The 26,840-nt window shown below is 48.0% G+C and carries 19 protein-coding genes; 4 read left to right on the top strand and 15 right to left on the bottom strand.

Features of this window, described 5'->3' with window-relative positions; genetic code table 11:
• Positions 1–165 precede the first annotated feature (165 nt).
• The 7 genes from AC1DLM_RS00385 to AC1DLM_RS00355 all read right to left on the bottom strand — a co-directional run bounded on the left by AC1DLM_RS00385 (position 166) and on the right by AC1DLM_RS00355 (position 14,359).
• Entirely contained in the window at positions 166–4,557 is a 4,392-nt protein-coding gene (locus AC1DLM_RS00385) for a 3-keto-alpha-glucoside-1,2-lyase-like domain-containing protein (protein ID WP_477568725.1), read from the bottom strand.
• Between the two features lie 2 nt (positions 4,558–4,559).
• Positions 4,560–6,212: an S-layer homology domain-containing protein gene (locus tag AC1DLM_RS00380; protein ID WP_477568724.1), complete on the bottom strand. Its 1,653-nt coding sequence runs from the start codon at positions 6,210–6,212 to the stop codon at positions 4,560–4,562.
• Positions 6,213–6,640: 428 nt separating this feature from the next.
• The gene (locus AC1DLM_RS00375; RefSeq protein ID WP_477568723.1) at positions 6,641–8,926 is read right to left on the bottom strand and encodes a helix-turn-helix domain-containing protein; all 2,286 of its coding nucleotides are present in this window, start codon (positions 8,924–8,926) and stop codon (positions 6,641–6,643) included.
• Between the two features lie 117 nt (positions 8,927–9,043).
• Positions 9,044–10,591: an extracellular solute-binding protein gene (locus tag AC1DLM_RS00370; RefSeq protein ID WP_477568722.1), complete on the bottom strand. Its 1,548-nt coding sequence runs from the start codon at positions 10,589–10,591 to the stop codon at positions 9,044–9,046.
• Positions 10,592–10,646: 55 nt separating this feature from the next.
• On the bottom strand, positions 10,647–11,531 hold the full coding sequence (locus AC1DLM_RS00365) for a carbohydrate ABC transporter permease (protein ID WP_477568721.1): 885 nt from the start codon (positions 11,529–11,531) through the stop codon (positions 10,647–10,649).
• A 23-nt stretch (positions 11,532–11,554) separates the two neighbouring features.
• Positions 11,555–12,448, bottom strand: a complete 894-nt coding sequence (locus AC1DLM_RS00360) for an ABC transporter permease (protein ID WP_477569053.1) — start codon at positions 12,446–12,448, stop codon at positions 11,555–11,557.
• Between the two features lie 405 nt (positions 12,449–12,853).
• Positions 12,854–14,359 carry a malate:quinone oxidoreductase gene (locus AC1DLM_RS00355; RefSeq protein WP_477568720.1) on the bottom strand — a complete coding sequence of 502 codons (1,506 nt, stop codon included), beginning with the start codon at positions 14,357–14,359 and terminating at the stop codon, positions 12,854–12,856.
• 604 nt (positions 14,360–14,963) lie between these two features.
• On the opposite strand from AC1DLM_RS00355, the gene AC1DLM_RS00350 reads away from it, so the two are divergent.
• The 3 genes from AC1DLM_RS00350 to AC1DLM_RS00340 are packed head-to-tail and all read left to right on the top strand — an operon-like array spanning position 14,964 to position 18,499.
• On the top strand, positions 14,964–16,304 hold the full coding sequence (locus AC1DLM_RS00350; RefSeq protein WP_477568719.1) for a spore germination protein: 1,341 nt from the start codon (positions 14,964–14,966) through the stop codon (positions 16,302–16,304).
• A gap of 3 nt (positions 16,305–16,307) precedes the next feature.
• A complete protein-coding gene (locus AC1DLM_RS00345; RefSeq protein ID WP_441987529.1) occupies positions 16,308–17,417 on the top strand; it encodes a hypothetical protein in 1,110 nt (369 codons plus the stop codon).
• The gene (locus AC1DLM_RS00340; protein WP_477568718.1) at positions 17,414–18,499 is read left to right on the top strand and encodes a Ger(x)C family spore germination protein; all 1,086 of its coding nucleotides are present in this window, start codon (positions 17,414–17,416) and stop codon (positions 18,497–18,499) included. Before AC1DLM_RS00345 ends, AC1DLM_RS00340 begins: the two co-directional genes overlap by 4 nt.
• A 246-nt stretch (positions 18,500–18,745) precedes the next feature.
• On the opposite strand, the gene AC1DLM_RS00335 is transcribed toward AC1DLM_RS00340, so the two are convergent.
• From AC1DLM_RS00335 to AC1DLM_RS00305, 7 genes are all read right to left on the bottom strand, one after another.
• A complete protein-coding gene (locus AC1DLM_RS00335; protein ID WP_477568717.1) occupies positions 18,746–19,453 on the bottom strand; it encodes a FadR/GntR family transcriptional regulator in 708 nt (235 codons plus the stop codon).
• Positions 19,454–19,466: 13 nt separating this feature from the next.
• The gene (locus tag AC1DLM_RS00330) at positions 19,467–20,207 is read right to left on the bottom strand and encodes a LutC/YkgG family protein (RefSeq protein WP_477568716.1); all 741 of its coding nucleotides are present in this window, start codon (positions 20,205–20,207) and stop codon (positions 19,467–19,469) included.
• Positions 20,200–21,714 (bottom strand): LutB/LldF family L-lactate oxidation iron-sulfur protein, encoded by a 1,515-nt coding sequence (locus tag AC1DLM_RS00325; RefSeq protein WP_477568715.1) that lies wholly within the window; start codon positions 21,712–21,714, stop codon positions 20,200–20,202. Before AC1DLM_RS00325 ends, AC1DLM_RS00330 begins: the two co-directional genes overlap by 8 nt.
• A complete protein-coding gene (locus tag AC1DLM_RS00320) occupies positions 21,711–22,439 on the bottom strand; it encodes a (Fe-S)-binding protein (RefSeq protein ID WP_056618519.1) in 729 nt (242 codons plus the stop codon). Before AC1DLM_RS00320 ends, AC1DLM_RS00325 begins: the two co-directional genes overlap by 4 nt.
• 107 nt (positions 22,440–22,546) lie before the next feature.
• Positions 22,547–22,729, bottom strand: a complete 183-nt coding sequence (locus AC1DLM_RS00315; RefSeq protein ID WP_056618562.1) for a DUF4177 domain-containing protein — start codon at positions 22,727–22,729, stop codon at positions 22,547–22,549.
• Positions 22,730–23,200: 471 nt separating this feature from the next.
• Entirely contained in the window at positions 23,201–23,527 is a 327-nt protein-coding gene (locus AC1DLM_RS00310) for a hypothetical protein (protein ID WP_477568714.1), read from the bottom strand.
• 14 nt (positions 23,528–23,541) lie between these two features.
• Positions 23,542–24,408, bottom strand: a complete 867-nt coding sequence (locus AC1DLM_RS00305) for a carbohydrate ABC transporter permease (protein ID WP_477568713.1) — start codon at positions 24,406–24,408, stop codon at positions 23,542–23,544.
• Between the two features lie 465 nt (positions 24,409–24,873).
• On the opposite strand from AC1DLM_RS00305, the gene AC1DLM_RS00300 reads away from it, so the two are divergent.
• A complete protein-coding gene (locus tag AC1DLM_RS00300) occupies positions 24,874–25,773 on the top strand; it encodes a helix-turn-helix domain-containing protein (RefSeq protein WP_441987523.1) in 900 nt (299 codons plus the stop codon).
• Here AC1DLM_RS00300 and AC1DLM_RS00295 read toward each other — a convergent pair.
• The gene (locus tag AC1DLM_RS00295; protein WP_477568712.1) at positions 25,757–26,839 is read right to left on the bottom strand and encodes a Gfo/Idh/MocA family protein; all 1,083 of its coding nucleotides are present in this window, start codon (positions 26,837–26,839) and stop codon (positions 25,757–25,759) included. The two genes, AC1DLM_RS00300 and AC1DLM_RS00295, sit on opposite strands and share 17 nt — an antisense overlap.
• Position 26,840: the final 1 nt, after the last annotated feature.

The raw sequence follows: 26,840 nt of genomic DNA, 5'->3' as shown, positions 1-26,840 counted from the left end.
TACCACTCCTCACCTATAAGATGCTCCCTCGGCCGCGCGTACCGCTGAAGACAACGTAATTGTAAGCGGATTCAAATGTTGTCGTCTATAGTCATATCTCGACTTTCTATCAAAAACAGGCCGTAACCACGACGCGATAGTCGGATTACAGCCTGTCTATTTCATTTATTCAAKGTCCAGCTTATTCGATAGCGCAAGCGGCAAACTTTCGTTCAAGAGATCCAATGAACTAACCACGAAAGCATGCACGTGATAGCTTAAATTCTCAGGGTCCGCTACATCGAAGTGTCCGACTACACGATGACCCGCTCCCACTTCGCCTTCCATAGCAACATAAGAAATAGGTGTTGTCCCTTTGAGCAATTGGAAATAGACAACTTCCGTTCCCGGATGATCAGCTGCATTTGCCGTACGGTTAACAAGTACACTCGCACTTAGACCATTACTTCTGTTCAATTGACCTTGTATGGAAAAAGGTAAAGGTGTATCCACCGGCGGCACGACGACAACGTCATCTGTCAATTCGGTCACGACGAAATCGTCGATTCTGGCTACTTGATTAGCGACTCGAATACCCGCTTTCCCTTGCGTTAAGGCAGGTGGATTCGAGGAGAACAAAGCGCCATTATCGATTTCATCGAAAATGAGGTTATCATCCACATAGCCCTTGAGATGATTGCCATCCACGATCAGTCTCAATTGATACCAGTTCCCGACGATGTACGGATAAGGAATTTTTTTGCTGTCCAGTTCCTTCAAACTGCCATTCACCATACGGCCCAAGGCCACATAGCCTGTACTGCCGCCCGCTAAGCCATTGGTGCCATTATGAATACGCAGCATATAGAAGTTCTTCGCATCATCGGAAGCGCGCGCAATCACACCTGGCAGTGAGGTTCCGACTTGCGCTTTGACCCTTGCTCGCACATCGTAATTCTTCCATGCACTTTGACCTACGGTAAACGCCATGCTTGTCGTTGTATATTTCTCAAGCACCTTACCTTGCTCTTCATCCACGACTCGCAGATGTGAGGAAGCGCCATTCGGCGATGCCCCATTGTTCCACCCTGTAGTAGGATCAACATTGAAGCTGCCATTTTCAAAATGTTCCTGGTACAGCACCGCACCAGTCGGAGCTTCAGCATTGGCTACCAAATGCAGCGTATATACGGTAGATGTACCAGCTTCTGAGGTAACTGTCACCTTCGCAGTACCTGTTCCATTCACCATAACGGCATCGGAGATCTGCGCGGTTGCCACATTGCTCGCTGTCGGCACAGCCTCAACGACTTTGACATAATTCGTCCTGGAAGGTACGTGAATCGTATAATCCGTTTGCCCTGGGATAAGTGCAATACTCATCGCTGGCAGCTTCTGACCTGGATCTGTCAGTGGGTCAGTGACCACGGACAGCCTTAAGCTGCTTAGCGTCGCATCTGAGCTGGCTTGCTTGAGTCTAAGCGAATAGTAATTCGCCCCATTCCCTTCACTCGATAAAGCCGCAATCGTATAGGTTTTCTCTTGGCCTACCGCATCAAACGTCACTTGCCCTGAAGCTGGCGAAACGGCGATGCTGCCAGTCCCATAGGCTGATCCAGTAACCGTCACGGTACTTGTCGTCGAAGGCACAAGCACGGTGTAGCTGTTGATCTTTGGATCAAATCCGTTGATCGCCACGCCGTCTACTTTGATACTGCCGAGCAAAGGTACAATTGGATATACCCTCACATCATCGAAGCTTGCTAAGGCGTCATGACTGCGTAAGCCGAATTTACCACTCGTACGGCTTGCATCTGTTGTTTCAATGACAAGTTCACCATCGACATAGCCTTTCAATGTTGTGCCAATCGTTTCTAGATTGAGCTTATACCATTTCGACGAATCAATTGCTGTCGGCAAATCAACCGTTGCAAGAACCGTCGTCGTTCCGCTGATTCTTTTTTCCAGAATAGCTTGATTGGTCGTACTCGTTCTCATTATTTTAAAATAATACTGACTATTGTATGTGCTCGCTCTAGCCAGCAACCCCATCTGTACTTGACCTGTGTAGCTGCTATTCGCCACCTTAACACGAGCTTCGACCCCATAGTCCTTTAAGTCTTCCMCAAGGATGGCAAAACTAGGTGTTGTACCGTACGTATTTACCGGAATCGCGTAAGTGTTGTTCGTCACACTGTCGGTTGCGAATGTCCATGGCGTAGAGGCGCTGCTGTACCCGATCATCGTCCAAGCGGAAGTATCCCGATCAGCGGTGGATTCGAACCCGTTTTTGTACATCCCATCTGCAAATACTTTCACTTCATTGATCGATAGCGGGCCATCGTACGTAGAGCCTGTTACCGTTAGTTTCACATAGCGTGCTTTCCCGGTGAACCAAGCCAGACTATTTCCCAAAGGCGGTACGTAGGCCGGGTTCGAGCTAAATGTCATATCCGATGCTAGTACAAAATTGACACCGTCCAGGCTGGTCTCGATTTTATACGTGTACCCTCTGGAAGCGCTATTCGTCCAATCGATGCCCATACCCGCGAGTTGGTAGGACTTGCCTAAATCGACTATCACTGTTTGCGGATACGTGTTATTCGCAGCAATAGCTGCCGTTGTATCATAGCCATCCACGAGGTTGGCTCCGCCCTTCATGCCTTGTGATAGGGTCACCGTTTTACCTGCGGACACGATATTTTTGATGCTCGGATCTACGGCTTCCAGCTCGATGAGCATGACCGCATTTTTCTCCAGCGTTTGGCTTAGCACGATCGTGTCGGTGAGATTGACGATCCCTTCGTCGACCATTTGCAGATCATCTATTTTGTTATAAGCATGATTACTGTGGGATTCATCGACCAGCAGCTTTTTGTAGCGTACGCTTTTCCCTTGAAAGCCCGCAGGTAAATTCTTCACACTAATATCCACATTGGCGGATGCTGTCCCGTCACCTTGCTTGTTCCAAACCATCATCGTAGCTTTCGTATCGCTGTTCTTCGTGGCTAACATCCGTGTACCATAGATGTCCGTGCTGCCGCCGCTTGTCTTAACGCGCGTATCCCCCAACTGAGCAAACATGCGCATTGTATTGAAATATGGTGTGAAAAAAGTATGACCGAGCACCTCGTAATATTTCAGCTTATCACTCGTCCCGATGAGTTGGAACGTGTTGATGTCCGTGTTCCCCCATTTGATATCCACTCGCGCGATCGCTGGCGCATTCGAGCCTAAATCAAACTTCAACCACGTCCAATAGTCGGATTGCGTAAATTGAGTTGCATCATCATTGTCTGTTACAGCTGCAATGCTAGGATCATTAAGTGCATTCGGTATTGGAATGGGATTATTGCTGCTGTCAAAGAAGCGAATCTCTTTGATTTTCATCGGCTTCGACGTCGAAGCGGATTCACGCCAACCGCGCAAGTTCAAATACTGTAAGGATCGCGGATTGCTATTGGTAAAAGATTGCCAATTCGTCGTATCCCCGTTGCTTAACGCATAGTCGACATCAAATTGGTTTTTGAAATAGGCGTTGAGCGTATGCACCGCGACCCAATTCATCGGGATGTCGGTGCCTCCACGCGCATAAAAGTAGGCCGAATCCGTCATGAAAGCCGCTTGCTTGGCGAGACCGACATTGTTCGTCGCATCGCTTAAGCCGCCACCGCCTTTCCAACCGTACTCACTCACAATGGTGGTGGCATTCGGATAAAACCTGTGCAGATAGCCTTTCATCTCAATTTCCTGTGTCTCATTCATCCGCACATCCTCTTGGTAGCGGTGCCAAGAAACGAAATCCACTTGATAACCATTCGCATAAGCGATATCGACAAACTGCTTCTGCTTGTCAAAATTATATCCAGATAAAACCGGTCCCCCCACCTTAACGGATTGGCCAGTGAGCCCTTGGGTATTGACCCATTTCACAGCTTCTGACATCCCTTGATACATGCGCATATAACCGGGAATGTCTTCCTTGGTATGCCCGTAAAATGCCGGCTCCAAGTTCGGTTCGTTGCCGACCTCGATGTATTCGAGCTTTGGATTTTTCTCCTTCAACGTATAAATAATTTTCTTCATGGCCTTATCAAATTCCGGCCAATTCATCGTCGTTTCACCTGCGATCAAACGGTTCTTCTCCGGATTCGCGTCGCCGCCATAGGAGTACGCAAGGGAGATCAGCAGGGAATCGGAAAATTGAGACATGAAGTCATACGTTTCTTTGCGTGCGCTCAGCAAATCTGGATTGTTCGCATTTCGCGCATCGTCAATGGAGTAGGCCAAATAATCACTGTTCGCACTATCTTTATTGTAATACCAGTTGATTTTGACAAAATCCCGTACGACCTTCGTTTTAATCCCTTTCAATTCATCCACGACATGAACAGGCAGTGGGGTGTAATTCGTATTGTTAAATTGCTCCGTTCGCACAAGCGATCCTTCTGAGACCGCATAGTCCGCCTCCATGTTCACGCTCGCTGCATGCGCAGATTGCGGGGCAAAACTTACGGCGGCTGAAGTGAGCATGAGGGCTGCAGTCAGTGCAGCACAATGCTTTTTAAATGATCCCATCCTTACCTACCTCCCGATAAATGATAAATCCGGTACAGCATTACGGCTGTTTCCGCTCTGCTCGTACTAGCCAACGGTTGCAGCAAGCCGTTGCTTCCTTCGATGATCCCTTGCTGAATCAACGCCTTGATGCTCTCTGACGCATAGCTCGCTACGTCAGCTGCATCCTTGAAAGCTGCCAAATCCGTGCCAGATCCGGCTCCAGTAGGCTTCAGCTTACCGGCGATGGTCAGTGCTCTCGCTGTAAACGTCATCATTTCCTGTCTGGAAATGATTTGATTCGGCTTGAACTGGTTATCGCCAAAGCCTTGCGTAATGCCGAGCGTTCTTGCCGTTTGAACCGCCTCGTGATAGTAATCACTAGCATGAACATCCGCGAAGCTTTCCCCTGCTGACGCATTCATTTCTAGAGTCCGCACGAGCAGCAAGACAAAATCAGCACGTTTAATCGAGTCCGCAGGAGAAAATGCCTGCTCCGATGTTCCTGCTATGATTCCTTTAGCTGCCAGAGCCTCTATCTGCTTCTGAGCCCATGGGAATTTGGCGATATCTCCAAATGTCTTCGACACATAGACGACGGCATATGAGCTAAAATGTGTGGTGGTAAACGTCACCGTCCCTGATCTCTCGTCGTATTTGCCGCTCGTCACAGGTACGGGCTGTCCACTCTCGTCGAGATACCATATCGTGATGTTATCAGGATGATTCCGCTCCGTTAATGTAGGTTGGTATGGGATTGATACGTTAACTGGCGCTTGGGCATTGGCCCAGGGCACCGGTTTACCATCAAGTTTCACATGAATGTCCACAATGGGCCGATTGCCAATCGCAGTCTTCACTTTCTCCGAGAAGCTATCTGCTTGGACATGGCGCAACGTGATAGACACATTCGCTTTCCCTGCCATGACCTCTGTTGTAAACATGTTGCTCGGCAAGGTTAACGAGCCGAACTCGGTTTGAAGCGTCAGCTGTCGTTTCATGCCTCCTTCGGTTAAGGCTGCCGCCGGAAGGCTCGTTTCATAAGCAACTGCCCCTTCCACTTTCTGCACGTCCAGCGTCAGCTTAGACGAAGCAGTGCCCTGCAAGTTAGCGAAGGCCTGATCTAGCGCTTCCAGTGTCACAGCCGCTTTCGCCACGCCAGCTGCGTCTTGCCCATTCACAGCTTGCAGCRCAAGTTCACCGATGCCAGGCTTCACGGTAGGAAGCTCAGGATTTGTCGGGGTATCCTCCCCCACAGGCGGAACCTCTGTCCCTGGATCTGTGCCAGGATCTGTGCCAGGATCCGTCCCCGGTTCTGTCCCCGGACCACCACCCCCGCTTGCAATAACTACGAACGTTGCCACACAGACATCACTTCCGGAACCAACCTTCACCGTATAGCTCCCCAGTGGTGCATTCGTCGGCAATGTTATCATCATACCCGTGAGCAGCTCCGCCTTCGTCAGTTGGTCCATTTCCAACATTGTATTGTTGGGTCGCATAATCTGAACGATGACTTCCTGCAAGCTCGTTGTTCCTTGGATCGTCAATGATTCGCTCTGCTTTTTCTGTCCGATCGCAGCAAGACTCGTTGACGGTTCAGCTGCATCGACGATGCTTGCCGTGAAAAGCAATACCAAGACCAACAGCATGCTTGTTAAGCGATTTATCAACACCAATATTACCTCCTGTTCCAATGGAAATAGTCAGATATAAATTGAGGAAGCGCTTTCTAATTTTGCTAACGACAACCATCCTACTCGCCATGGGCTGAGAAATGCATAAGTGCAACTTTTTCTAATAAATAAACGATTTCAGCTAAATTTGATGCGAGAAGGCATCAATTTCTGTGTTTTCAGCTCTTTTTTAACTTTTTCGACCCAAATAGATGCTCTTTTGCATTTATTTATAATAATTAAGAGTATTCCCCCGGAAAGGATGCTCTTTTGCATTTTTGCCACGGGTAATTAAGCTTCACTTACCTAAAAATGTCGTTTTTATCGCCAATAAGAATTTGTTCTTCCTAGTACCGGAAACTTATAAATTCTTATGCGGTAAGGTGGACTTTAGGTCCGCAAATTGCCTGTTCCTAAAGTCCTCTTCTTCACTTCTCTGGTTTCCCCCGATACTGTCCGGGAGTTATGCCTTCCATTTTGCGAAAATAGCGAATGAAATTCGCCGGATTGTTGTATTTGAGCTTCTCCGCGATATCCGTGACCGTCATATTCGTCTCGCGCAGCCAGCGTTTGGCAATATCGAGACGGTATTGCGCCAAATACTCGGCAAAATTAATCCCCGTCTCCTGACGGAACACCCGACTGATGTACTGCGGGTGATAATTAATGCGTGCAGCGCATTTTTCCAACGTTAAATCCGTATCAAACGCTTCCTCAATCAGTCGCTTCACCTCATCCGAAATCGTGCGGAATTGCGTATCCCTCCGCTCTTCCAGCAAGCCGATGCTAGGCTCCACAATTTGCTCGTAGAACCAAGCTTCGATCTCCCGGGCAGCATGAAGGTGCAGCAACTCGTCGAACAAGGAGCGCTCCTTCTGATTCAGCGCATATAACGAGATGCCGGAATCTTGCAGCAGACGGATCAAATCGACCAACAAACGCACGAGTGAAAGCTGATAATCGTTGTGATTATCGACGGATTTGGAGGCATTCTCAATGAATATCGCTAACGCCACATGTGCACGTGTCTTATCAGACGACTGGATCGCATCGATTAATTGCGCTGCCGCTTCCTTCGGATATTGACTCTCCTTGCCTTTCTTAGGCTGCACGTCCTCAATGAACAATGCCGCCTCCCTCCCAAGCTGCACGCGATATTTCAGCGCCACTACGCATTCCGCATAACCTTGCTCTGCATCCATCCAATGTGTGAAACTCCGACTGATGCCCACACTCGCTTCTACAGACAGGTAGCCTTTCACTGCTTCCTGAATGGTAACAGCCATATCGAACACCTTATCCTTGAAGGATTCTTCAGAGCCTGTTTGCGTACCCGCAATCAGTAGCACCGCGTCTTGAAAGACGATCGGAGCCAACCGCTCTTGACTCGGCACCAGTTCCGAAACGATATTGCTGATAGCGAAGAGCAGTAAATCACGGTCCTTCTCATCAAACCGACTTTCCGCTAAATCATCGATTTGGAAAAGCAGCACGCGCATTTTATCCCACTCCAAGGTATAGCCATAATACTGGAGTCGCTCTTGAATCTCTGATGACTTCGCCTCACCCGTGAGCATCTTGCGAACGAGCAGCTCGGTCATATGCTCTTGTTGGCCTTCTAACTGAAATTGCATCCGCGATTGATTGGATAAAAGCGATTGAATGCCTTCGCTGATGACGCCTAATTCGTCCTTCGCTTCACGCGAAGTTTTGGCATCGGCAAGGGAGCGATAAATGCTCCTTACAGGTCTATACACACTGCGTGTACCAAGTACCGCGATGATAACGGATGTACACAAAGCGATGACACTAACCCACAAGGATGTCCATGCAATGCTTTTGGCCCGCTTCGTCATCTCACTAATCGGTAGCACAGCTACGTACGTCCAACCATTGTAAGCCGATTTGCGATAAGAAATGGACATGTCCTCGTCCTGCATTTTGGATTTGAACAGCCCGGTTGACTCGTTTGATTCCGCGATGTGACGAATGAACGCCTCTTGCGACATATCTTGACCGATCAATGTTCGGTCCCTATGAGCAACGAGCTTGTTCATTTCATCCAAGATGTAGATCTGTCCCATGTTGTCATCTTCTAAATCGATCAGATTGTTCGTTTCCTTGCCTGACAACAGGACCGCCATCATCCCCTGAGGCTTCAGGGAGTTGATCGGCCACTTTTTAACATTCATAATCGTGTAGTTATTGCTCACAACCGATGATTCCGCATCATAACGCTCGGATAAGTCCATGCTGACCCACTTGGAGCCAGGCTGCATCGTGGCGAACTCACGCAACAGATCTTTCATTTTCACATGACTATATTCATTAAAACCTGAATTGCTAATTAACCAATCATTCTCCAGGCTAAACAGGAAGACGTCCTTGATCCCAAGCTCGAAGGTCTGTATCCCCAGAAGGTTATCATAGAGATCGTTAATGAGCTCTGAATCCATGATGGTAAGTCGCTTGCCAATCGCGCTCGTCATGAGCGGAGTATTCAGCAATTGCGATGCCGTGTAATCAATGGTCTTCAACGTTTGCTCGACGCGCAGCTGCGTTTGACGCAAGATTTGTGCGTTGCTTTCGTTCACCTTTTCCAGAACGGTATGAGAGGAATATGTATACGAGTACCATCCCAAAATAAGAACTGGAAAAGCCCCCACAACGAGCGTCAGCACGATTAATTTGCGTAAGTAAGTATGTGTCTTCATGCCCCGGTTGTCTCCTTCAGCAGGCTTGTTTTGGTTACTGTCCGTTCGTCTAGTATAACAAATAGGATCTGTGTCATGGGGAAAAACACAGACCCTGACAGCGGGGCACAAGACGGTTTACTTCTTGGCTGATTTGTTATATTCGGCTGTGTACTCTTCGATCACCTTGCTGCCGCCATTTTGCTTCCATTGTTCCACGACTTTGTTCCAGCCGTTCTCATCGATCGCGCCCATAATAAATTTGGTTCTTCCGTCCTCGATCAATTTATCCAGTTCCTTGCCTTTTTCGCTAGCCGTGTCCGAAATAAAAGCGTTTACTGGATTCTCAATGGCGATTTTCGCATTTTCCTTCCAAACATTGTCCCGTTGATGCACAAGCTCAGGACCGAACGTTGTCACTTGATCTCTCAATACCGCAAGCTGAGAAGAATCGCCCATCCCGTATTCGACGAGTAATTTAGGATCTGCTGTTTTCTTGTATTCACCATTTTCAACCGTGTATTGACGGCCTTCAATACCGTTATAGAGCATATTCTGCATGTCTTTATCGGATAATTTATCAAAATAGTTCAAAATCGCTTTCAGTTCAGTTTCTGTTTTTACAGATGTCTTAGGGATCATGAAAATCCCATAGGATCCTGTTCCAGCAATACTGCGAAGTCCCTTCGGCCCTTCCAATGCACCAATGATGGCGACTTTAGCTTTCGGATCTACCTTCTTCGCTTGCTCTTCAATGCCGTTCGCATCATTCAAGTTAGCAACCCAAGCTCCTGCTGTTCCTTTGTTCATCACTTGACGACCGTCTTTGACGACTGCGAAATCGAGATTGATCAGCTTCTCATCGTACAGCTTTTTGTAGAACTTCATCGTTTCCAAATACGCCGGTGACAGGTGCGCGGGGCTCATCTTACCATCTTTTAATTCCCAGTCTGCTGGTCCACCATGCCAAGCCAACATGTCTCTCCAACCCGCAGGAGTTTGCTGCTCAACGAGTCCGACCGTATCATTTTTACCATTTTTATCTGGATCATTATTCGTAAAAGCTTTCAGCACATTGTAGAACTCATCAATCGTCTTCGGTACCTGTAAGCCCAAATTGTCTAACCAATCCTTACGCAGGGTAATCCCGTCTCTCGCCAAATCACGCTCCCGATAAATCCCGTACACTTTCCCGTCGATAGAAATCGCGTTCAAGGCAATGGGGTTCATTCGGCTCAAGTTTTTGTAATCCTTCAAGTAAGGTCCGAGCTCCCAGAACATGCCTGAGCGAACGGAATTCACAATGAAAGGTACCTTTTGATTCAAAACAGTAATGACACTCGGCAACTCACCTGAGGCAACCGTTGCGCTCAATTTATCCGAATAGGTCGCAGATGGCACCCAATTCAATTTCAGTTCCGTGTTCGTCACGCTTTGAATTTTCTTGGAAATCTCGCCGTCAGTTGCCATTGGCTCTGGATTGAAGCTTGGCATCATGATCGACATTTTATAAGGAGCTGCCGGCTTCGCGGCTTCCGTTGTTGCAGCGGATGGTTTCGCACTTCCATCAGCGCTTGCTGCTTCCTTGCTTCCTCCTCCACAACCTGCAGCAACCCCAGCAGTCAGTGTTAGAAGAGAAGCTAATGCGATGGACTTGCTCATTTGCGGATGTAACTTTTTTTTCATGATAAACGTCCTCCCTTTATATATGATACATCTATCGAGAAACTGTGGAAACAGTTTACCCTTTAACGGAACCCAGCAATACGCCTTTGGCGAAATGCTTTTGCAAAAACGGATACACAATCAGGATCGGCAATGTGGAAATGACGATGACAGCCATCTTCACACTTTGCTCAGGCGGCTGCACGAAATCAGCTGCGAGTGAAGTCGAATCGCCTAGCCCACCGCCATCTGACATGATGACAATCTGTCTGAGCAGCACCTGAATCGGCCATTTGGTGGAATCATTGATATAGAGCACGGCGCTGAAAAAAGTGTTCCAATGGCCCACCGCGTAGAACAGTGAGAAAGTGGCAATGGCCGGCAGGGAAAGCGGAATGACGATGCGGAACAAAATTCCCGGATCCGAGCAGCCATCGATCTTGGCCGATTCCTCCAAGCCGTCGGGCAGCTGCTGAAAGAAATTCCGCATAATAATGAGATTGAACGCGCTAATCGCACCGGGAATCAACAAAGACCAATACGTATCAATCATGCCCAGCTGCTTAATTACCAGAAACGTTGGGATCATACCGCCGCTAAATAACATGGTGAAAATCACAGCGATCTGAATCGGTTTGCGGTAATCCAAATCTTTCCGCGCTAGCGGGTAGGCCATCAAACACGTCATCATAATATTGATCAACGTACCTGCAATCGTAATGAAAATCGTAACGCCCATGCTGCGCATCAACGTACCAGTAGAGAAGATGTATTCATAGGCACTCATCGAAAATTCCGTCGGGAACAGGATGAAGCCTCTTTGCAGTAATTCCTTTTGGGTCGCAAACGAGCCCGCAACGATATAAATAAAAGGGATCAATGTCACTAATGCAAACACAGTTAACAAGGTGATATTGACCGTATCAAACAGTCTGCTGCCAAACGAACGATCTTTAACCATGGGATAACCTCCGTTCCATTGTCTTACACAACACCTTCCTCGCCCATTCGCTTGGCGATAAAGTTCGAAGCTGCCACGAGCACGAGCCCAACAATTGATTTGAACAAGCCGACAGCCGTGCTATAGCTATACTGTCCTTCCGAAATCCCTGTCGAATACACATACGTATCGAACACCTCGCCAACCTCGCGATTCATCGCATTCAGCATGAGCCAAATTTGCTCAAAACCGGTGTCAAGAAAATGTCCAAGCCGCAGGATCAGCAGAATCACAATCGTGGAGCGAATAGCGGGAAACGTTACATGCATCATTTGTTGCATGCGGTTCGCACCATCGATGCGAGCAGCTTCATATTGCTGTGGGTCCACACCCGACAACGCCGCTAGGAAAATGATCGTCCCCCAGCCTGTTTCCTTCCAGATCACCTCTGCTGTGATGAAGGTTCGGAACCAGTCCGCGCTGAGCAAGAAGTTAATCTTTTCACCGCCAAGCGACTTAATTCCCTCGTTCACCAGTCCACCTTCGGTAGTAAAGAATAAGTAGACAATGGATACAATAACGACCCAGGACATGAAATGTGGGATGTATACCACGGTTTGAATCGTTCTTTTAAACAACTCAACACGAAGTTCATTCAGCATCAGCGCAATAATAATGGGTAATGGAAAAAAGAACACAATATTATAGATGGCTAATATGAACGTGTTGCTGAGCAGCCGCCAGAACAGCGGGTCTCCGAAGAACCGATCGAAGTGCTTCATCCCTACCCATTGGCTATCCCAGAAACCGAGGAACGGCTGGTAATTCTTGAAAGCGATGAGAACGCCGTACATAGGTACGTACTTAAAAATGAGAAAATACAAGATGCCAGGGAGCAGCATCAGATACAGCCATCGGTTACGCAGCATGCGTTTCATATGTTGCTTCCGATGTATCCCTCTCGCGGATGTCGCGGACGCCTTGGTCGCGGCTACGGCTGATTCCGTGTGCATAACTGCACTTCCTTTCCTATCAGACTGAAGTGGTGATGTTCATGTTCGAACACGTCAATTGCTACCTCTGCATCATAGGGAACACGCGCTATTGCCGTCCATAGTCATTCCTGCACGTGTTTCATAGGAGCGTGCAAAGCCCGTCATACCATGGGTTTCCGCCGCATTATAGTCATCATCGAACACCGTATAGTCATTGTTATACACGGTGACGAGGAGACGAGGAATAGACGAGGAAAAGCCCTATCCGATGGGCGGTTGGGCCGGTGGATAGAGCTATATACAACAAAAAGAGGAGTTCCGCCGCGAAGCCAAACTCCCCACTATTTATTAACGTGATACCTCTAACGATTTCTTTCCACTTAGACCGAGAATCCGAGAAGTTGACGAATGGATTTCATCAATAAGCTCTGGATGTTTCAGAAGCGACACACCGTAACTCGGAATCATTTCTTTAATTTTCGGTTCCCATTCCTTGATATGTTCTGGGAAACATTTCGATACAAGCTCAAGCATGACCGATACCGCGGTAGAAGCTCCAGGAGAAGCACCGAGCAAAGCCGCTAATGAGCCGTCAGCCGAACTAATTACTTCCGTACCAAACTGCAGCGTTCCTTTACCAGCAGCCGTGTCTTTAATAACTTGTACACGTTGACCCGCTACAACTAACTCCCAATCCTCGGTTTTGGCACTTGGGATAAACTCCCGCAGCTCTTCCATCCGCTTTTCTTTCGACAGCATCACTTGCTCGATCAGGTATTTCGTCAATGACATGTTCTTAGCGCCAGCCGACAACATCGTCACGAGATTATTCGGTTTAACGGAAGTTACCAAATCGAACATGGAACCGGTTTTCAGGAACTTAGGCGAGAACCCGGCAAATGGTCMAAATAACAACGATTTTTTATTATCGATAAATCGTGTATCCAGATGCGGAACTGACATTGGCGGTGCGCCAAGCTTCGCTTTGCCGTATACTTTGGCATGGTGCTCCGCGACAACAGCTGGATTGTTACATACCATGAATATGCCGCTTACCGGGAATCCTCCGATATTTCTACCTTCTGGAATACCGGATTTTTGCAGCAGATGCAGGCTTCCGCCGCCGCCGCCAATAAAGACGAATTTAGCTGTTTGGCGCTCAACACTGCCACTATTAATATTGCGTATTTTCAATTCCCATGAGCCATCGCTAGTACGTCTCAAATTATCAACGCTGTGTTTATATTTGATATCAACGTTCTTCTTCTTTAAGTGATCGAATAGTATACGCGTTAAAGCGCCAAAGTTAACGTCCGTACCGGAGTCAATTTTGGTTGCCGCGATCGGTTCATTCGATGGACGATCTTTGATAATCAGCGGAATCCATTCCATTAGCTTTTTAGGGTCATCGGAAAATTCCATCCCTTGGAATAGGGAGTTCTTCGACATCGCTTCATAGCGTTTCTTCAAAAACGATACATTTTGTTTCCCTAGAACCATACTCATATGAGGCAATGGCATGATAAAGTCCTGCGGATCACGGATTAGCTTACTGTTTACAAGATAAGACCAGAACTGCATGGAATGCTGGAACTGTTCATTAATTTGGATAGCTTTACTGATATCTATAGATCCGTCTGGTTTCTCGGAAGTGTAGTTAAGTTCGCACAGTGCCGCATGACCTGTACCTGCATTATTCCATTCGTTAGAACTTTCCTCTCCAGCATTTTCGAGTTTCTCAAAGACTTTAATTTCCCATTCTGGCACTAATTCCTTCAGAAGTGTCCCTAAAGTCGCACTCATGATGCCAGCACCGATTAAGATGACGTCTGTTTTCGTTTGTATGTTACTCATTTTTACCATCCTTATACCCTGAAATTTGCAGAAAGGATATAGGCGCGCCTGCTTAGCGTTACAGCAAGCCAAGTCACGGCCTAGACACACACCTTTTCTGGATCAATTAATAAGCCAATCGATAAAATATTATTACTATTATATGATAGTTATAAGCACTACGACAAGAAGTGTGTCGAAGAAGTCTTGTCGAATAAGCGAATAACTACTAAGAAAGACCTGCAGCATTCAGCTGTAGGTCCATAGATAAGAAATTTCAATACATATTTACTCCCGTCGATGACGAAATCCGTTATTTTTTAAGCTCCGATGGGCCTCGAGCCCAACTTCGCGCAATTCATTATAATCGAAACCGTGCCCTACAGCAATACTTCTCCCCATAGTCATACAATGACTTCCTCCATAATTTCCATTATCTCTATATCCTGCTCCTCCTACCTAGAATCCATCCATCGTTTTCCGAGGGCTGTTACGGTTCCTGAAATATAGCTGTTTTGATTTTGGTATAAGTTTCGCTCTGCCTACCGATCAATTCCTGATTATTCTCCTCCCTTTCAGGGCACGCTAAGCCGCATGGTAATGTAAGGGAATTGGGGGGATTGGCATGATCGAACGCATCCGTGCTGAATTGAATAATCCAGCTGACCTATTCTATGACACCCTAGACAATGGCTATATGCAAATGGAAGTGATTTACTTCCCTTCTCTTTGTGACCTCGCTCTAATCAAAAATGGATTGACCGTTCCTTACTCTTACTGCTTTAATCCAGAAGAGTTCGATCGTATGCTTCATTCGAACCCTGCCTTCGGCAGAGCGGATCACTCTGAGCATTGGACGTCTTTGCTGCTCAAAGGTACAGTCCTCTTTCAAATTGAAGAGCAGGTCTACCGATTCGACGTGCAGCGGAAGTTTCAAGACAAACCTGATACCGTTCAGGTTGAAGTTGCCATTCAGGGGCCTCAGAGTGCGCTTAACGAAGATTTGGATTTAAATATTAGCCTCGTTCGGATGCGTTATAATGCGCCCTCCCTTTGCGTGGAAACGCATACGATTGGACAAATTTCGAAAACGCGAGTCAGCGTTCTTTATGACAAGGATCTTGTCAATGAAGAGGTACTTAAACTATTAAACGAGCGGATGTCCACCATTCATATAAAAATTCTCCAAGCTTCCGGCCAGCTCTTGCAGTCGCTCTCGGGACGGAGACATCGATTTTTCCCTATCATCCTCCAAACAGAGAGACCTGACCGTATCGCAGCCATGCTCGAAAGAGGGAAAATTGCTCTCCTTCAGGATGGAAGTCGCTTCGGGCTCGTTCTTCCAGTGCGGCTCTTTGACTTCCTGCATGCCATGGATGATGACTATGAATCCTATTGGATGAGCAAGTGCCTCGTCCTGCTCCGCTATTTCGCTATGTTTTTAACCATTACACTACCTGCTCTTTATATTGCGATTGTCTCTTATAATCCTGAAGTTCTCCGCGTCCAATTGACGCTTTCGATCGCAGGAAGCCGTGTCGTCGTCCCCTATCCGTCCTTTGTCGAAGTCTTCATCATGTTATTCATGATCGAGGCCTTGATCGAGGCTAGTCTCAGGCTGCCGCGCTATGTGGGATCGACCGCAACAACAGTTGGAGGTCTCATTCTAGGTCAGGCCATCCAACAAGCAGGATTAGTCAGCAGCATTATGATTATTGTGACCTCCGTTGTCGCGATTTCTAATTTCGTGATTCCGAATAACGGTTTCGGCTACTCGGTTCGTTTCGTTAAATATATCTTTGTGATAGCTTCAATTTTCTTTGGATTGCTTGGTGTTGTCGTTTTGGGCTTCATCTTAATTTCCTATTGGTGTAGTCTTAGGAGCTTTGGTCAACCTTATTTAGCCCTATACGTCCCCAAACTTGAGGCGAAAGCACACCATAACTTCAAAAAGGGGGCAAAGTAAGTCATGTCACGGTATACCTACTATCATGTGCTCTATGTCGGCATGATTAATATCATGATGTTTGTCCCCTCTTTACTGATCCGTGACCGTTTCAATGGCGCCGTATCGGGCATGCTTGTCGCGATGGTTATTGGCTCGATCCTCTCTCTTGGCACCATGGCTTGCTTTGAGCGGTTTCCAGGACTCGGCTTTCCAGAGCTGTGTGACCGGTATACCCCTCGCTGGTTTAGCCAAGCCAACATCATATTTGCTGCGCTGTGCCTTTGGCTGCCTGCTGGCATTATTGTTATTTTTGCTTACTCCGAAACCGTTCGTATGTTTTTCTATCCAGACATCAACCCCTATCTGAATCTATCTCTCATGGCAACAGCCGCTGTGTGGGCATGCAGCAGATCGACACGTACGGTCCAATTCATTCATGAAGTCATGGTGATTCTCAGCTCACCTTTGCTTATTTTATTTATCGTGAAAGCTATTTCCAATGAAAATATTAACTGGGATGCGATTCGTTATGTGGCAGGTTATGTCAATAAGCCACCTTCTTTCGATACGATCGCTGCTTCTACTTTTTTATTCTCTGGCTATCTCAGCCTCCTCATTTTCAATCGGCTATATACGGTGGGTTTTAAATTCCGTTTTCGCTGGGTTGTGCCGATATTCGGCATTGTATTCTTATTGATTACTTTTTTTGTGCCTATCGGCTTTCATGGGACGGTTGGCGTTGAAAATTATGTTTACCTATGGAGCATGACGGCGGATTCCATGATGACGGAATACGGGTTTATTAACCGTGTTTTGTTCGTCTTTCTGCTCCTCTTCATAGGATTATCGCTGTTGTTCGTCATGAATACTTGGCACACGACGATTATGTTGCTCCGCTACGCCATCAATGGCGCGACAGAAGTAGAAGAAGACCCTGTTCCTTGGATGAACGTATGGCTCGGGGTCAGCATCGGTTTAATTGCCCTCCTTTTCATGCGAGTTGTCAATCTGGAGAGAAATCAGTATTTCTCCGAAGGCTGGTTAGTGCTTCGATTTTTCGTTGAAATCTACTTCCTTTTCCTGATGATTTACTTCGTTAGAAAGCAAAAAAAGGAACAAAATCACCTATGAAAATAAAACTATTTCTCACCTGTCTATCCCTTCTGCTTATCTGTACAAGTCTTTCCGGATGCGGTTTCAAKGATATTGACAAGCGCTTCTTTGTCGTTGCCATGGGTGTCGATTGGACAGGTAAGGAGGATAAACCTTATCTCGTCACCCTGCGGCTGGCCATCCCCGCTTCGAAGGTAGGTGAGGGGCTGGCTGAAAGCCAGATCGAATATCAAGAAGCCAAGAGCATCGCAGAAGCTGTAAGAAATCTCAAAGCACACGTCGATAAAGAGCTTGATTTCGGCCATTGCCGTATGTTCCTTTTTGGCGAAAGCTTAGCGAAAGTGTCCCTAGAAGAGCCATTGAATTGGCTTACTCGAAGACGTGACATTCAACTCATTTCTTATACAGCCGTGGCTGAACCTACTGCACGTAAGCTTCTTGAAGCGATCCCAACTACCGAGAGACTTGCTGGAAACTCTTTTTTTCTCACCTTCGGGAAGGAAGGAACGGTTTCTCCTTATACGGTAACCGCGCTTTTATTTGACACTTTCCGCCGTTTCAAAGAAACCGGGTTAGACCCCTATTTTCCGATTATTAGCTTTGATGGTAATTCTTATGTCGTTGAGCATCTTGCTTTGCTTAATAAAAAAACGCAACGCACCGTCCTCAACCCGCAGGAGACTCAGCTTTATAATTTGAGTGCGAATAAGTTCAGCAAGGCAGGGATTATGATCACATATAGTGGAGAGCCACTGAGCTTCTATGTAGCGCGTGTCACGAAGCATATTACGATTTCCAAAGAAACTACGCCTGTCGTCAAACTGACACTCAGTCTTACAGGCATGATTGAACAAGGTGCTATAGGTTTGGACATTCACAAAGTTCAGCCGCAACTTGAACAGCAAGTCAATCAGTCCGTAGAGGCACTCCTCTACAAAATCAGGGATGCGAATGTTGATCCATATGGCTTTGGTCTTCATTATTTGGGCCAGCATTTTGGCAAAGAGAAGGATTGGGAGCATTGGCAGTCTGTTTATCCTGAGGTTAAATTCGAAGTTGAAACGCATGTGAAAATCGAGAGTACGGGATTGGTGCATTAAAAAGAGCGCTAGGCCACCTTCAGGGCCTCTGCTTCTTCCGAGTTAGTCGGTTTCATGGACTAACTCCACCTTCAGGGCCTCTGTTTCTTCCGAGTTAGTCGGTTTTTTCGACTTATGCGATTGCAGGGGCCCTGTTTCTCTCGCGCAAGTCGATTTTTTCGACTTCGCGACTGCACGCCCCCTTATATACCAAAAAGAGGCCCTCCCCCTCACCTCATCGAGTTGTGGGAAAGCCCCTCTGGCAATTCATATATATTTGGTCAAAATACTTTCCACATGCTCCAGATGAACACGCATCGCCTCGGATGCCAGCAACGGATCTCCGCTGACGATCGCTTCATAGATGACTTTATGCTCCTTCAGAAGCTGAACCGCTACTTCCTGATTCGCATACAATTCTGCGCGTCGGATATCGCGAATCATCATTTCCATCGCGTTGCGGATCGAGTCGAAGGTTTGCTCCATAATGCTATTATGCGTCGCTTGAACGAGCAACTGATGGAATCCGAGGTCCGTTCTTTCCCCCTCCGCATCATTACCTACGGAGCTCCCCATGTCTTGCATGATGCGCTGCAACTGCGCTAAGTCCTCGGGCGTTCGTTTCCGTGCAGCAATCGAGGCAATCGAAACCTCCAACGATTGACGTACCTCCATGAGCTCCAGGAGCGTGGTTCGATTCATCCGCAGCGATGTCCACTCGGGCAAAGAAACCTCCGCTGGCGTCTGCCGGATAACACGGCAAGCACCGCCTTGCCGAATCTCAATGAGGCCCATCGCCTTCAAGGCGCTGAGAGCCTCACGCATCGTGGAACGGCCGACGCCGAAGCGCTCGGACAGCTCTTTGGTAGAAGGGAGCTTATCGCCCATCTTCAACTGCCCCTGAATGATCATCTCTTTGATCTGCTGAGCGATCTCATCATAGTGATTCTGTTTCTGCAGCTTCGTAACTTCCATATGAATACCTCTTCTATCCGATAAGTAGCACGTGCACAATCCCTGGACCGTGAACACCAATCGTCAAGTCGTTCTCAATATCCGCCGAGCGGCTTGGACCTGAGATGAAGTGAACGCCAGCAGGCAGATCTTTCCTTGCTATCTGATCGAGTGGGGCGAGAATTTCGCCTAGTCTCGTTTTCAATCGTTCAATCGGCAGCAAGACGATCAGTGCTGTAGGGAGCAAGCTCACCGAGCGGCCCTTTTCTTTTGATGATAACACAGTTAGCGAGCCTGTGTAAGCCGCCGCATGATCGGCTAGGACAATCCCCAGATCGGCATTCGCTGCACTGGCCTTCCAGTTCGTATCGTCGTCGGTGTTCCAAACCGAGAGGTTCACGCCTGGAAGAGCTTCGTCTAGTCCCAGCTCATGCAATTCCGCTTGATCCTGGTGGATAACTCGTTTGATACTTAACGTGCCCACGAGTTCCTGAATACTTGCCTTCGCCGCTTCCATCGAAGGTACTCGGACGACGTGCCCGCCTGCGGCATGGAAGTTCGCCGTGAAATTCTCAATGCGTTCTTCTGGAGACCAGTTGAACGCTTTCCAGCTATCCGAAGCCCCTTGAAAAGGATGGGCCGGCTTCTCGGTTACACGTGCACGCCCCAGCTTCTGGGCGATGCCCTGGATAAAACGCTCCTGCTGGGCCAGCGATTGCTGGTCAAGCTTCGTTAATTTCTCCTGCCACTCTGGCGTTATGTCGCGTTTAGCCATGATGATGTCCTCCCTTTTTGCCTCGTGCCGCCAGCGCTTCTGCTAACCTTGCTTGAATGGCAGGGTCTGCCTCTGTAAGCCMATGGCGAATTTCCTGCTCGAGTGTTTTCCAGCCATCTCGGAAAGATGCCTTCGGCAGGCTTGGCGTCACGCGGTAAGAGTTCCACCCTTTGAGAGGTCCTACTTTCAGACGAATGCCGCCGTCACGAACGACGAGCTTTTGACCAATTCTGCCCAGCTTGAGCACAGCGTTCATACGCTTCGAGTTCCCCATCAAGGCAGCAAAGCCCTTCATCCCCGCGGCCTCGATTTTATCACCATGGCCGCTTTCGACCTTGCGGCGGCGCAGCGACACGAGCATGTCGTGCAGCGGGATCTTCACTGGGCATGCCTCATAGCAGGCACCGCAGAGACTTGAAGCATTGGCGATGTCGTCCCATTCCGCCACGTTTTTCTTGAGCGCTGGCGTAAGCACCGCGCCGATCGGGCCACTGTACGTGCCGCCGTAGGCATGACCGCCGATATGGCGGTACACTGGGCACGCATTCAAACATGCACCGCAGCGGATGCAGTTGAGCAGCTCTTGGAACTCGGGATCGCCGAGTTGCTGCGAGCGCCCATTGTCAACGATGATGATGTGCATCTCTTCCGGTCCATCCGCATCTGCGTCTCTTCTTGGACCTGTGATGCCGGACATGTACACGGTCAGCTTTTGCCCTGTTGCTGAACGTGGGAGCAAGGTCGCCATGACCTCAAGATCCGCCCACGTCGGGATTATACGCTCCATCCCCATGAGCGTGATTTGCGTCTTGGGCACCGTTGTGACCATGCGGGCGTTGCCTTCATTTTCGAACAAGACCATCGATCCGCTCTCTGCAATGGCAAAATTACAGCCCGTCATCCCAATATCCGCTTCTAGGAATTTCTCTCGTAATTTCTTGCGAACGTAGCCAGCCAGAATCGTCGTGTCGGGAGCCAACGTCTCCCCAGCATCTTTGGAGAGCAGGTCGGCGATTTGATATCTATTTTTATGAATCGCTGGAATAATGATATGGGATGGTGTTTCATCCGCCAGCTGAATGATGTACTCGCCTAGATCCGTCTCAATCGCCTCAACCCCAATGGAGGCCAGCGCCTTGTTCAAATGCAGCTCCTCGGTCACCATCGACTTGGATTTAACGACAGTTTTGGCTTGTTTGGCAGCCGCGATTTCCAAGGAAATTTGAACAGCCTCGACATCCGTATCGGCAAAATGCACATGAACCCCATTCGCTCTCGCATTGTTCGCAAACGTCGTTAAGTAATAATCCAAATGTGCGATCGTATGCAGCCGAATTTGTCTGCCGCGTTCGCGCCAATCGTCCCAATTGCCGTGATCTGCCGCTGCTTTCAGTTTGCCGCCGCGAAGCCGCTCTGTCGTAAACTTGACCGCTTTGCGCAGAAACTCGTCGTTCAGCGCGAGGTCTGCCCGCTCCTTAACTGTTGACTTACTCGTCGTGTGACTCATGCTCGCTTCACCCCTTCATATAGCAGCTCAGCCAGATGCATCACCCTCACCGGCTCATTCCGATAGCGCAAATTACCCGCAATATTCATCAAACAAGCCAAATCCAGACCGACCAGCACCTCAGCCTCGGTTTCCTTCACATGATCGACCTTCTCCTGCACCATCGCACCAGAGATATCGGCCATCTTCACTGCAAAAGTTCCACCGAATCCACAGCAATCTTCTGCAAAAGGAAGCGGCACGAGCTCCAAATCTTTGACGCCTTGGAGTAGTGCAAGCGGCTCTGACTTCACGCCGAGCAGCCTGCTTCCGTGACAGGACGGATGGTACGTTACTTTATGTGGAAACACAGCGCCCAAGTCTTCGATGTTTAGGACATTGACGAGGAACTGTGTAAATTCATACGTTTTGTTCTGAAGCTGCGTCGCTTTCTCCAACCACTCCGGTTCATCCTTAAATAAATTCGGATAGTGATGAATCATATACGTACATGAGCCCGATGGTGAAATCACAAAGTCACTATCATCAAATGCGGTAAGTATCGTCTTCGCTGTTGCTCGCGCCTCATCCCAGTAGCCGCTGTTATAGGCAGGCTGGCCGCAGCACGTTTGCACTGTCGGCAATTCTAACAGGACGCCATAATGCCCGAGCAGACGTGCGATTGCCTCGCCAACCTTCGGATATAGTGCATCACTTAGACACGTAATAAATAAGGAAACCTTCATAAGGAGAAGCCCCACTTTCTTTCGTTAACTTATCAGGTTGTCAGACAAGTTGAGTGTAGCATAAAACCCCTTGTCTTGAGAAGGGGGTTATTGCGGATAAATGAGCATTATCCAAGTTTCCGCTCAAAAATAATCTCATAGGCCATGGGCTTCCCATGACCGTTATAATTGGTTGGCAGTACCTGCACCAATCGCCATCCCTCTTGGGCGTGCTCATCAATGGTTTCGCGATGCTTCGCCGAACTGAAAAATCCACCTAGTGACGTCTCGACATACTTATATTCGTACATGGTAATCCCTCCCTCTAGTACCAATTATACTTGGAGTGTTTGTATAATTATACGTTGGTCCGGTTGACTGAGGTAGAGGAGGAGCGTTGTGTAGCGTAACTTAACTGGGCATTCAACTGGTTAGAGGGAACCTGAGTGCGCTAATTTGTCTAAACAAAGGGTTGGGAGCGCGGAGAGGAACGTCAGTGCACTATTCCCGCTCTACACGCGGTATTTCCTCCCAAAGTAGCAGAATAGCGCACCATCGTTCCCCTTCGAACCCAAAATGCACTAAAATCCCGAAATAGCGGATCCTCGTTCCTACTTTGGCTATTTAACACCATTATAAACTCACACCAGCAGCTCACTCTCTTCTGCACGCAAGCGAATATCACACCTCCAACACAATAGATGCGTCGTTGTTCACTCAATATCTCTGTGAAACTAGTGTAATAACTGGGAATTCAACCGGATACAGAAAACCTGAGTGCGCTAATTTGTTTTGAGGGGGTTGGAGCGCAAATGCGTTAGACGTGTTGGGGTGCTGGGGTGCTGGGGGGTTGGGTGCTGGTCTGTTGGGTTGTCGGTTTGTTGGCTTGTTGGTTGTCTATCATCCGTATCGCCCGAAAGGGCAGCATAGTTGCTCGTAATCTCTGTTTCTGCCATGAACGAGTTCGCAATGGTCAGCGCCATTGGGAACAGAAATCCCGCCATCAGGACGATGAGCACAGTGATGAGCACGATTCGTGCGGACTTCCGCCCTATGCGGACGGTAAGCGGCTTTAAGCGGCTTTCTAGCATGCAGGATCTCCTTTCCAAGCACCAATCCCCCATTATCCGAGTGATTTGCTGATGCGTCTCTCCACCACGAATAGCGTCAAGACGAGTAAGACAATCACCACTGCCATTAGAAAAGCAGCAGAAGTAAGCTTCTGATAATCCAGCGATTTGAACATGTTGTTCATATAATGCTGCAGCATATAAATGTTTTCATCCGGGTAATTTCCGGCAATTAAGTAGGTTTCTCGGAACATTTTGAAAGAGTTAATAATGGACATGATGAAAACGAAGAAAGCGGTTGGCGTCACATACACCAAGGTAATCGATCGCCATTGCCGGAATTTGCCCGCTCCATCCATCGACGCTGCCTCGTAATAATCACTTGGAATGTTCTGCAGACCTGCTAGAAAGAGGATCATATTGTAGCCGATGTTTTTCCACAGGTAGACGATAATCAACACATACAAGGAAGCTTTGCTCTCCATCCGGTCATGTGGACGAATCCCCCATCCCGCGAGCCAGGCGTTGATCGTCCCATGAAGGTCGAACAGCGCATTCCATACCAGCACCACCGAGGCCACCGGCACAACAAGCGGACTCAAGAACGAAATCCGGAACGTTTGGCGCATCGGCAGCTTTCTATTGAGCAGCATAGCCAAGCCTAGTGCAATCAACATGTTAAGCGGTACACAGATCGCCATAAACAAACTTGTATTCACGGCTGCCCGGCGAAAAATGGGATTCCCCAGCAGCTCGCGATAATTCGCTATCCCCACAAATGAGCCATCCACAGGGCTGTCCATGAGCGAATAAGTAAACCCCATCCCAAAGGGTATCAAGAAAAACACGGCAAATCCGGCCAGACTTGGCCCTAGAAATAGAAGTGCTGTAAGACCCTCGTTGCCCCGTAACCATCTCATACAAAAGCGTTCCTCCTTCCCTCAGTTCACATTCTCTCATCTGAAAATTAGAAATGGATTAGAAGGTGGTCCCCCATTCCTTGCACGCTGCATCCCCAATTTGCCTCTCGCCGACAATAACTGTATAAAGTACATCTAATTTATTGGAATTTTTCTAAAATTTTCAATTAGATGCAAAAGTACAGCTAATATAGCCAAATTCCACTACGCCCTTCAAACTGAGCTCAATTAGCAGCAGGAAATACAGTTATTTCTTTTAAATGGGAAAAACGTGCAAGATTACCTGTAGAAAATACATTTATTTCGCGCGTTGATACACTTCAAAACAAAATAAACCCAAGACGGGTGTCTTGAGTTTTTCATAGAATTCACATAAGATGAACCTTGCCGATTACGGCGTCATTCCTGTATACTTTGGCTGTATCAAGCGCCTGCAATCCTACCTGTGGAGAGGGAGTGACCCTGATGTCCTATGATCAAAATATCCGATTGCATGAAATCCAGCTTTATTTTGCCTATCAGAGAAGTACCATAGGAACCGAACAATATCAGGGTACGTTTCACGCCCACCAAGGTATTGAAGTCTTAATCATTCACGAGGGTCGTGGGACACTCATTGTTGATCAGAAGAGTTATGAAATCATACCTAATATGGTATGTGTGTTTCAACCTTATCAGCTGCACCATATTCAAATGGATCCGGAGACGCCATTCGTGCGGTCTATTGTGCATTTTGAACCTTCCCTATACGAGCCCTACTTCGAGCCTTGGCCGCGATTGTTGGCTTTTTTCAAACATATGCATACCAGCACGCTGCACGTTCCTTGTCTTTACGACCTAGGTGAGGAGAACCAGTTTCATCTGCTTTTTCAAAGCCTTGCGGAGAAACTGCCGAAACTGAGCAAGCAAGATGAGCTAGAGGAGTACTCCCTCTTTCTCGTCGCTTTTTTCCGCAGCTTCATGCCGCTGTGGGAGCAGCACGATGGCCAGATCCATTCCGGCCCTACACGCAAATCCCATCAAGCCGAGCGCATCCTCAGTTGGCTGGAGGAACATTACACTGAGCCGCTTCGATTGGAGATGATGTCAGCTGATCTGCACCTGTCCCCCTTCCACTTGTCCCATCTGTTTACCGAATGCACGGGTACCAGCATTTCCGACTACGTGACCGCTCGGCGGTTGCAGCAAGCTGTGAAGCTGCTTACGTCAACAGATCAGGCGGTCTCTCGGATTGGCGAGGCGATTGGCGTGACGAATTGCTCTTATTTTTGCAAAATGTTCAAAAGTCATATCGGCATTACGCCTCACCAATATCGCAAACAACTACAGAAGCATCACGAGACAGCCCTTACTCGGCAGTCGTAATGATCATCGCATCGCGCTGTGCGATAAGGCACAGCTCTGCTGCTTTGAAGGCATGCTCCTGCGTCATCGCGACTTCCGTACGGTTCAAGCAATCCAAGATCAACTGACCAAAGTAAGGGTAACCGACTTGGCCACTGACGGCAAAATGCTGCTCCCCATCCTTGTTCACGAGGTACACATGATTACTCGACTGTTCTCTGGCGATATCCACATATTTGCGAAGCTCAATGTACCCATCACTGCCCAGAATCGTCATGCGGCCATCGCCCCATGTACTTAAACCGTCCGGCGTCATCCAATCTACTCGAAAATAACCCGTCGCCCCATTGTCTCCGACCAAAGTAGCATCACCAAAATCCTCAAAGTTTGGATACTGCGGGTAATTATAGTTCGCGACTTTACTGTGCACAACCTTGGCATCTTTAGCTCCCGTAAAATACAGAAACTGCTCGATCTGATGACTCCCGATATCGCACAGAATACCACCGAATTTCTCCTTCTCAAAAAACCAATCCGGTCTGCTCGACAAACTAATGCGATGCGGCCCTAAACCAATGACTTGATGAACGCGACCAATCGCGCCTTGTTCGATTAATTGGCCAGCATAAATGGCACTTTCTACGTGCAGACGTTCGCTGTAATAGACGGCATATTTCTGTCCCGTTTCTGCCACTTTCGCACGAGCTGCTTCGAGCTGCTCAAGCGTTGTGAATGGAGCCTTGTCTGTGAAATAATCCTTCCCGCTATCCATTACGCGCAGTCCGAGCGGCCCACGATCACAAGGAATTGCCGCAGCTGCCACAAGCTTTACCTCAGCATCGCCTAGAATTTCCTCCAACGAGCTTGCCGCACGCACACCGGGGTAGGTGCTCAGGAATTTATCCACTTTGGCCGGATCCGGATCGTACACCCATTTCAATTCCCCACCTGCTTCCCGCAAACCATTGCACATCCCATAAATATGCCCATGATCAAGCGCCGCAGCCGCAAAAATAAACTCCCCTGGCTGACAAACCGTGTTAAAACTTCCTTGTGGTGCGTAATTCATGCCGTCGCTTTTTTGCATT

Source organism: Paenibacillus sp. 01T442, assembly GCF_056398345.1.
Note: the sequence above shows the minus strand (reverse complement) of the source record. Positions and strands in the feature narration are given on the sequence as shown.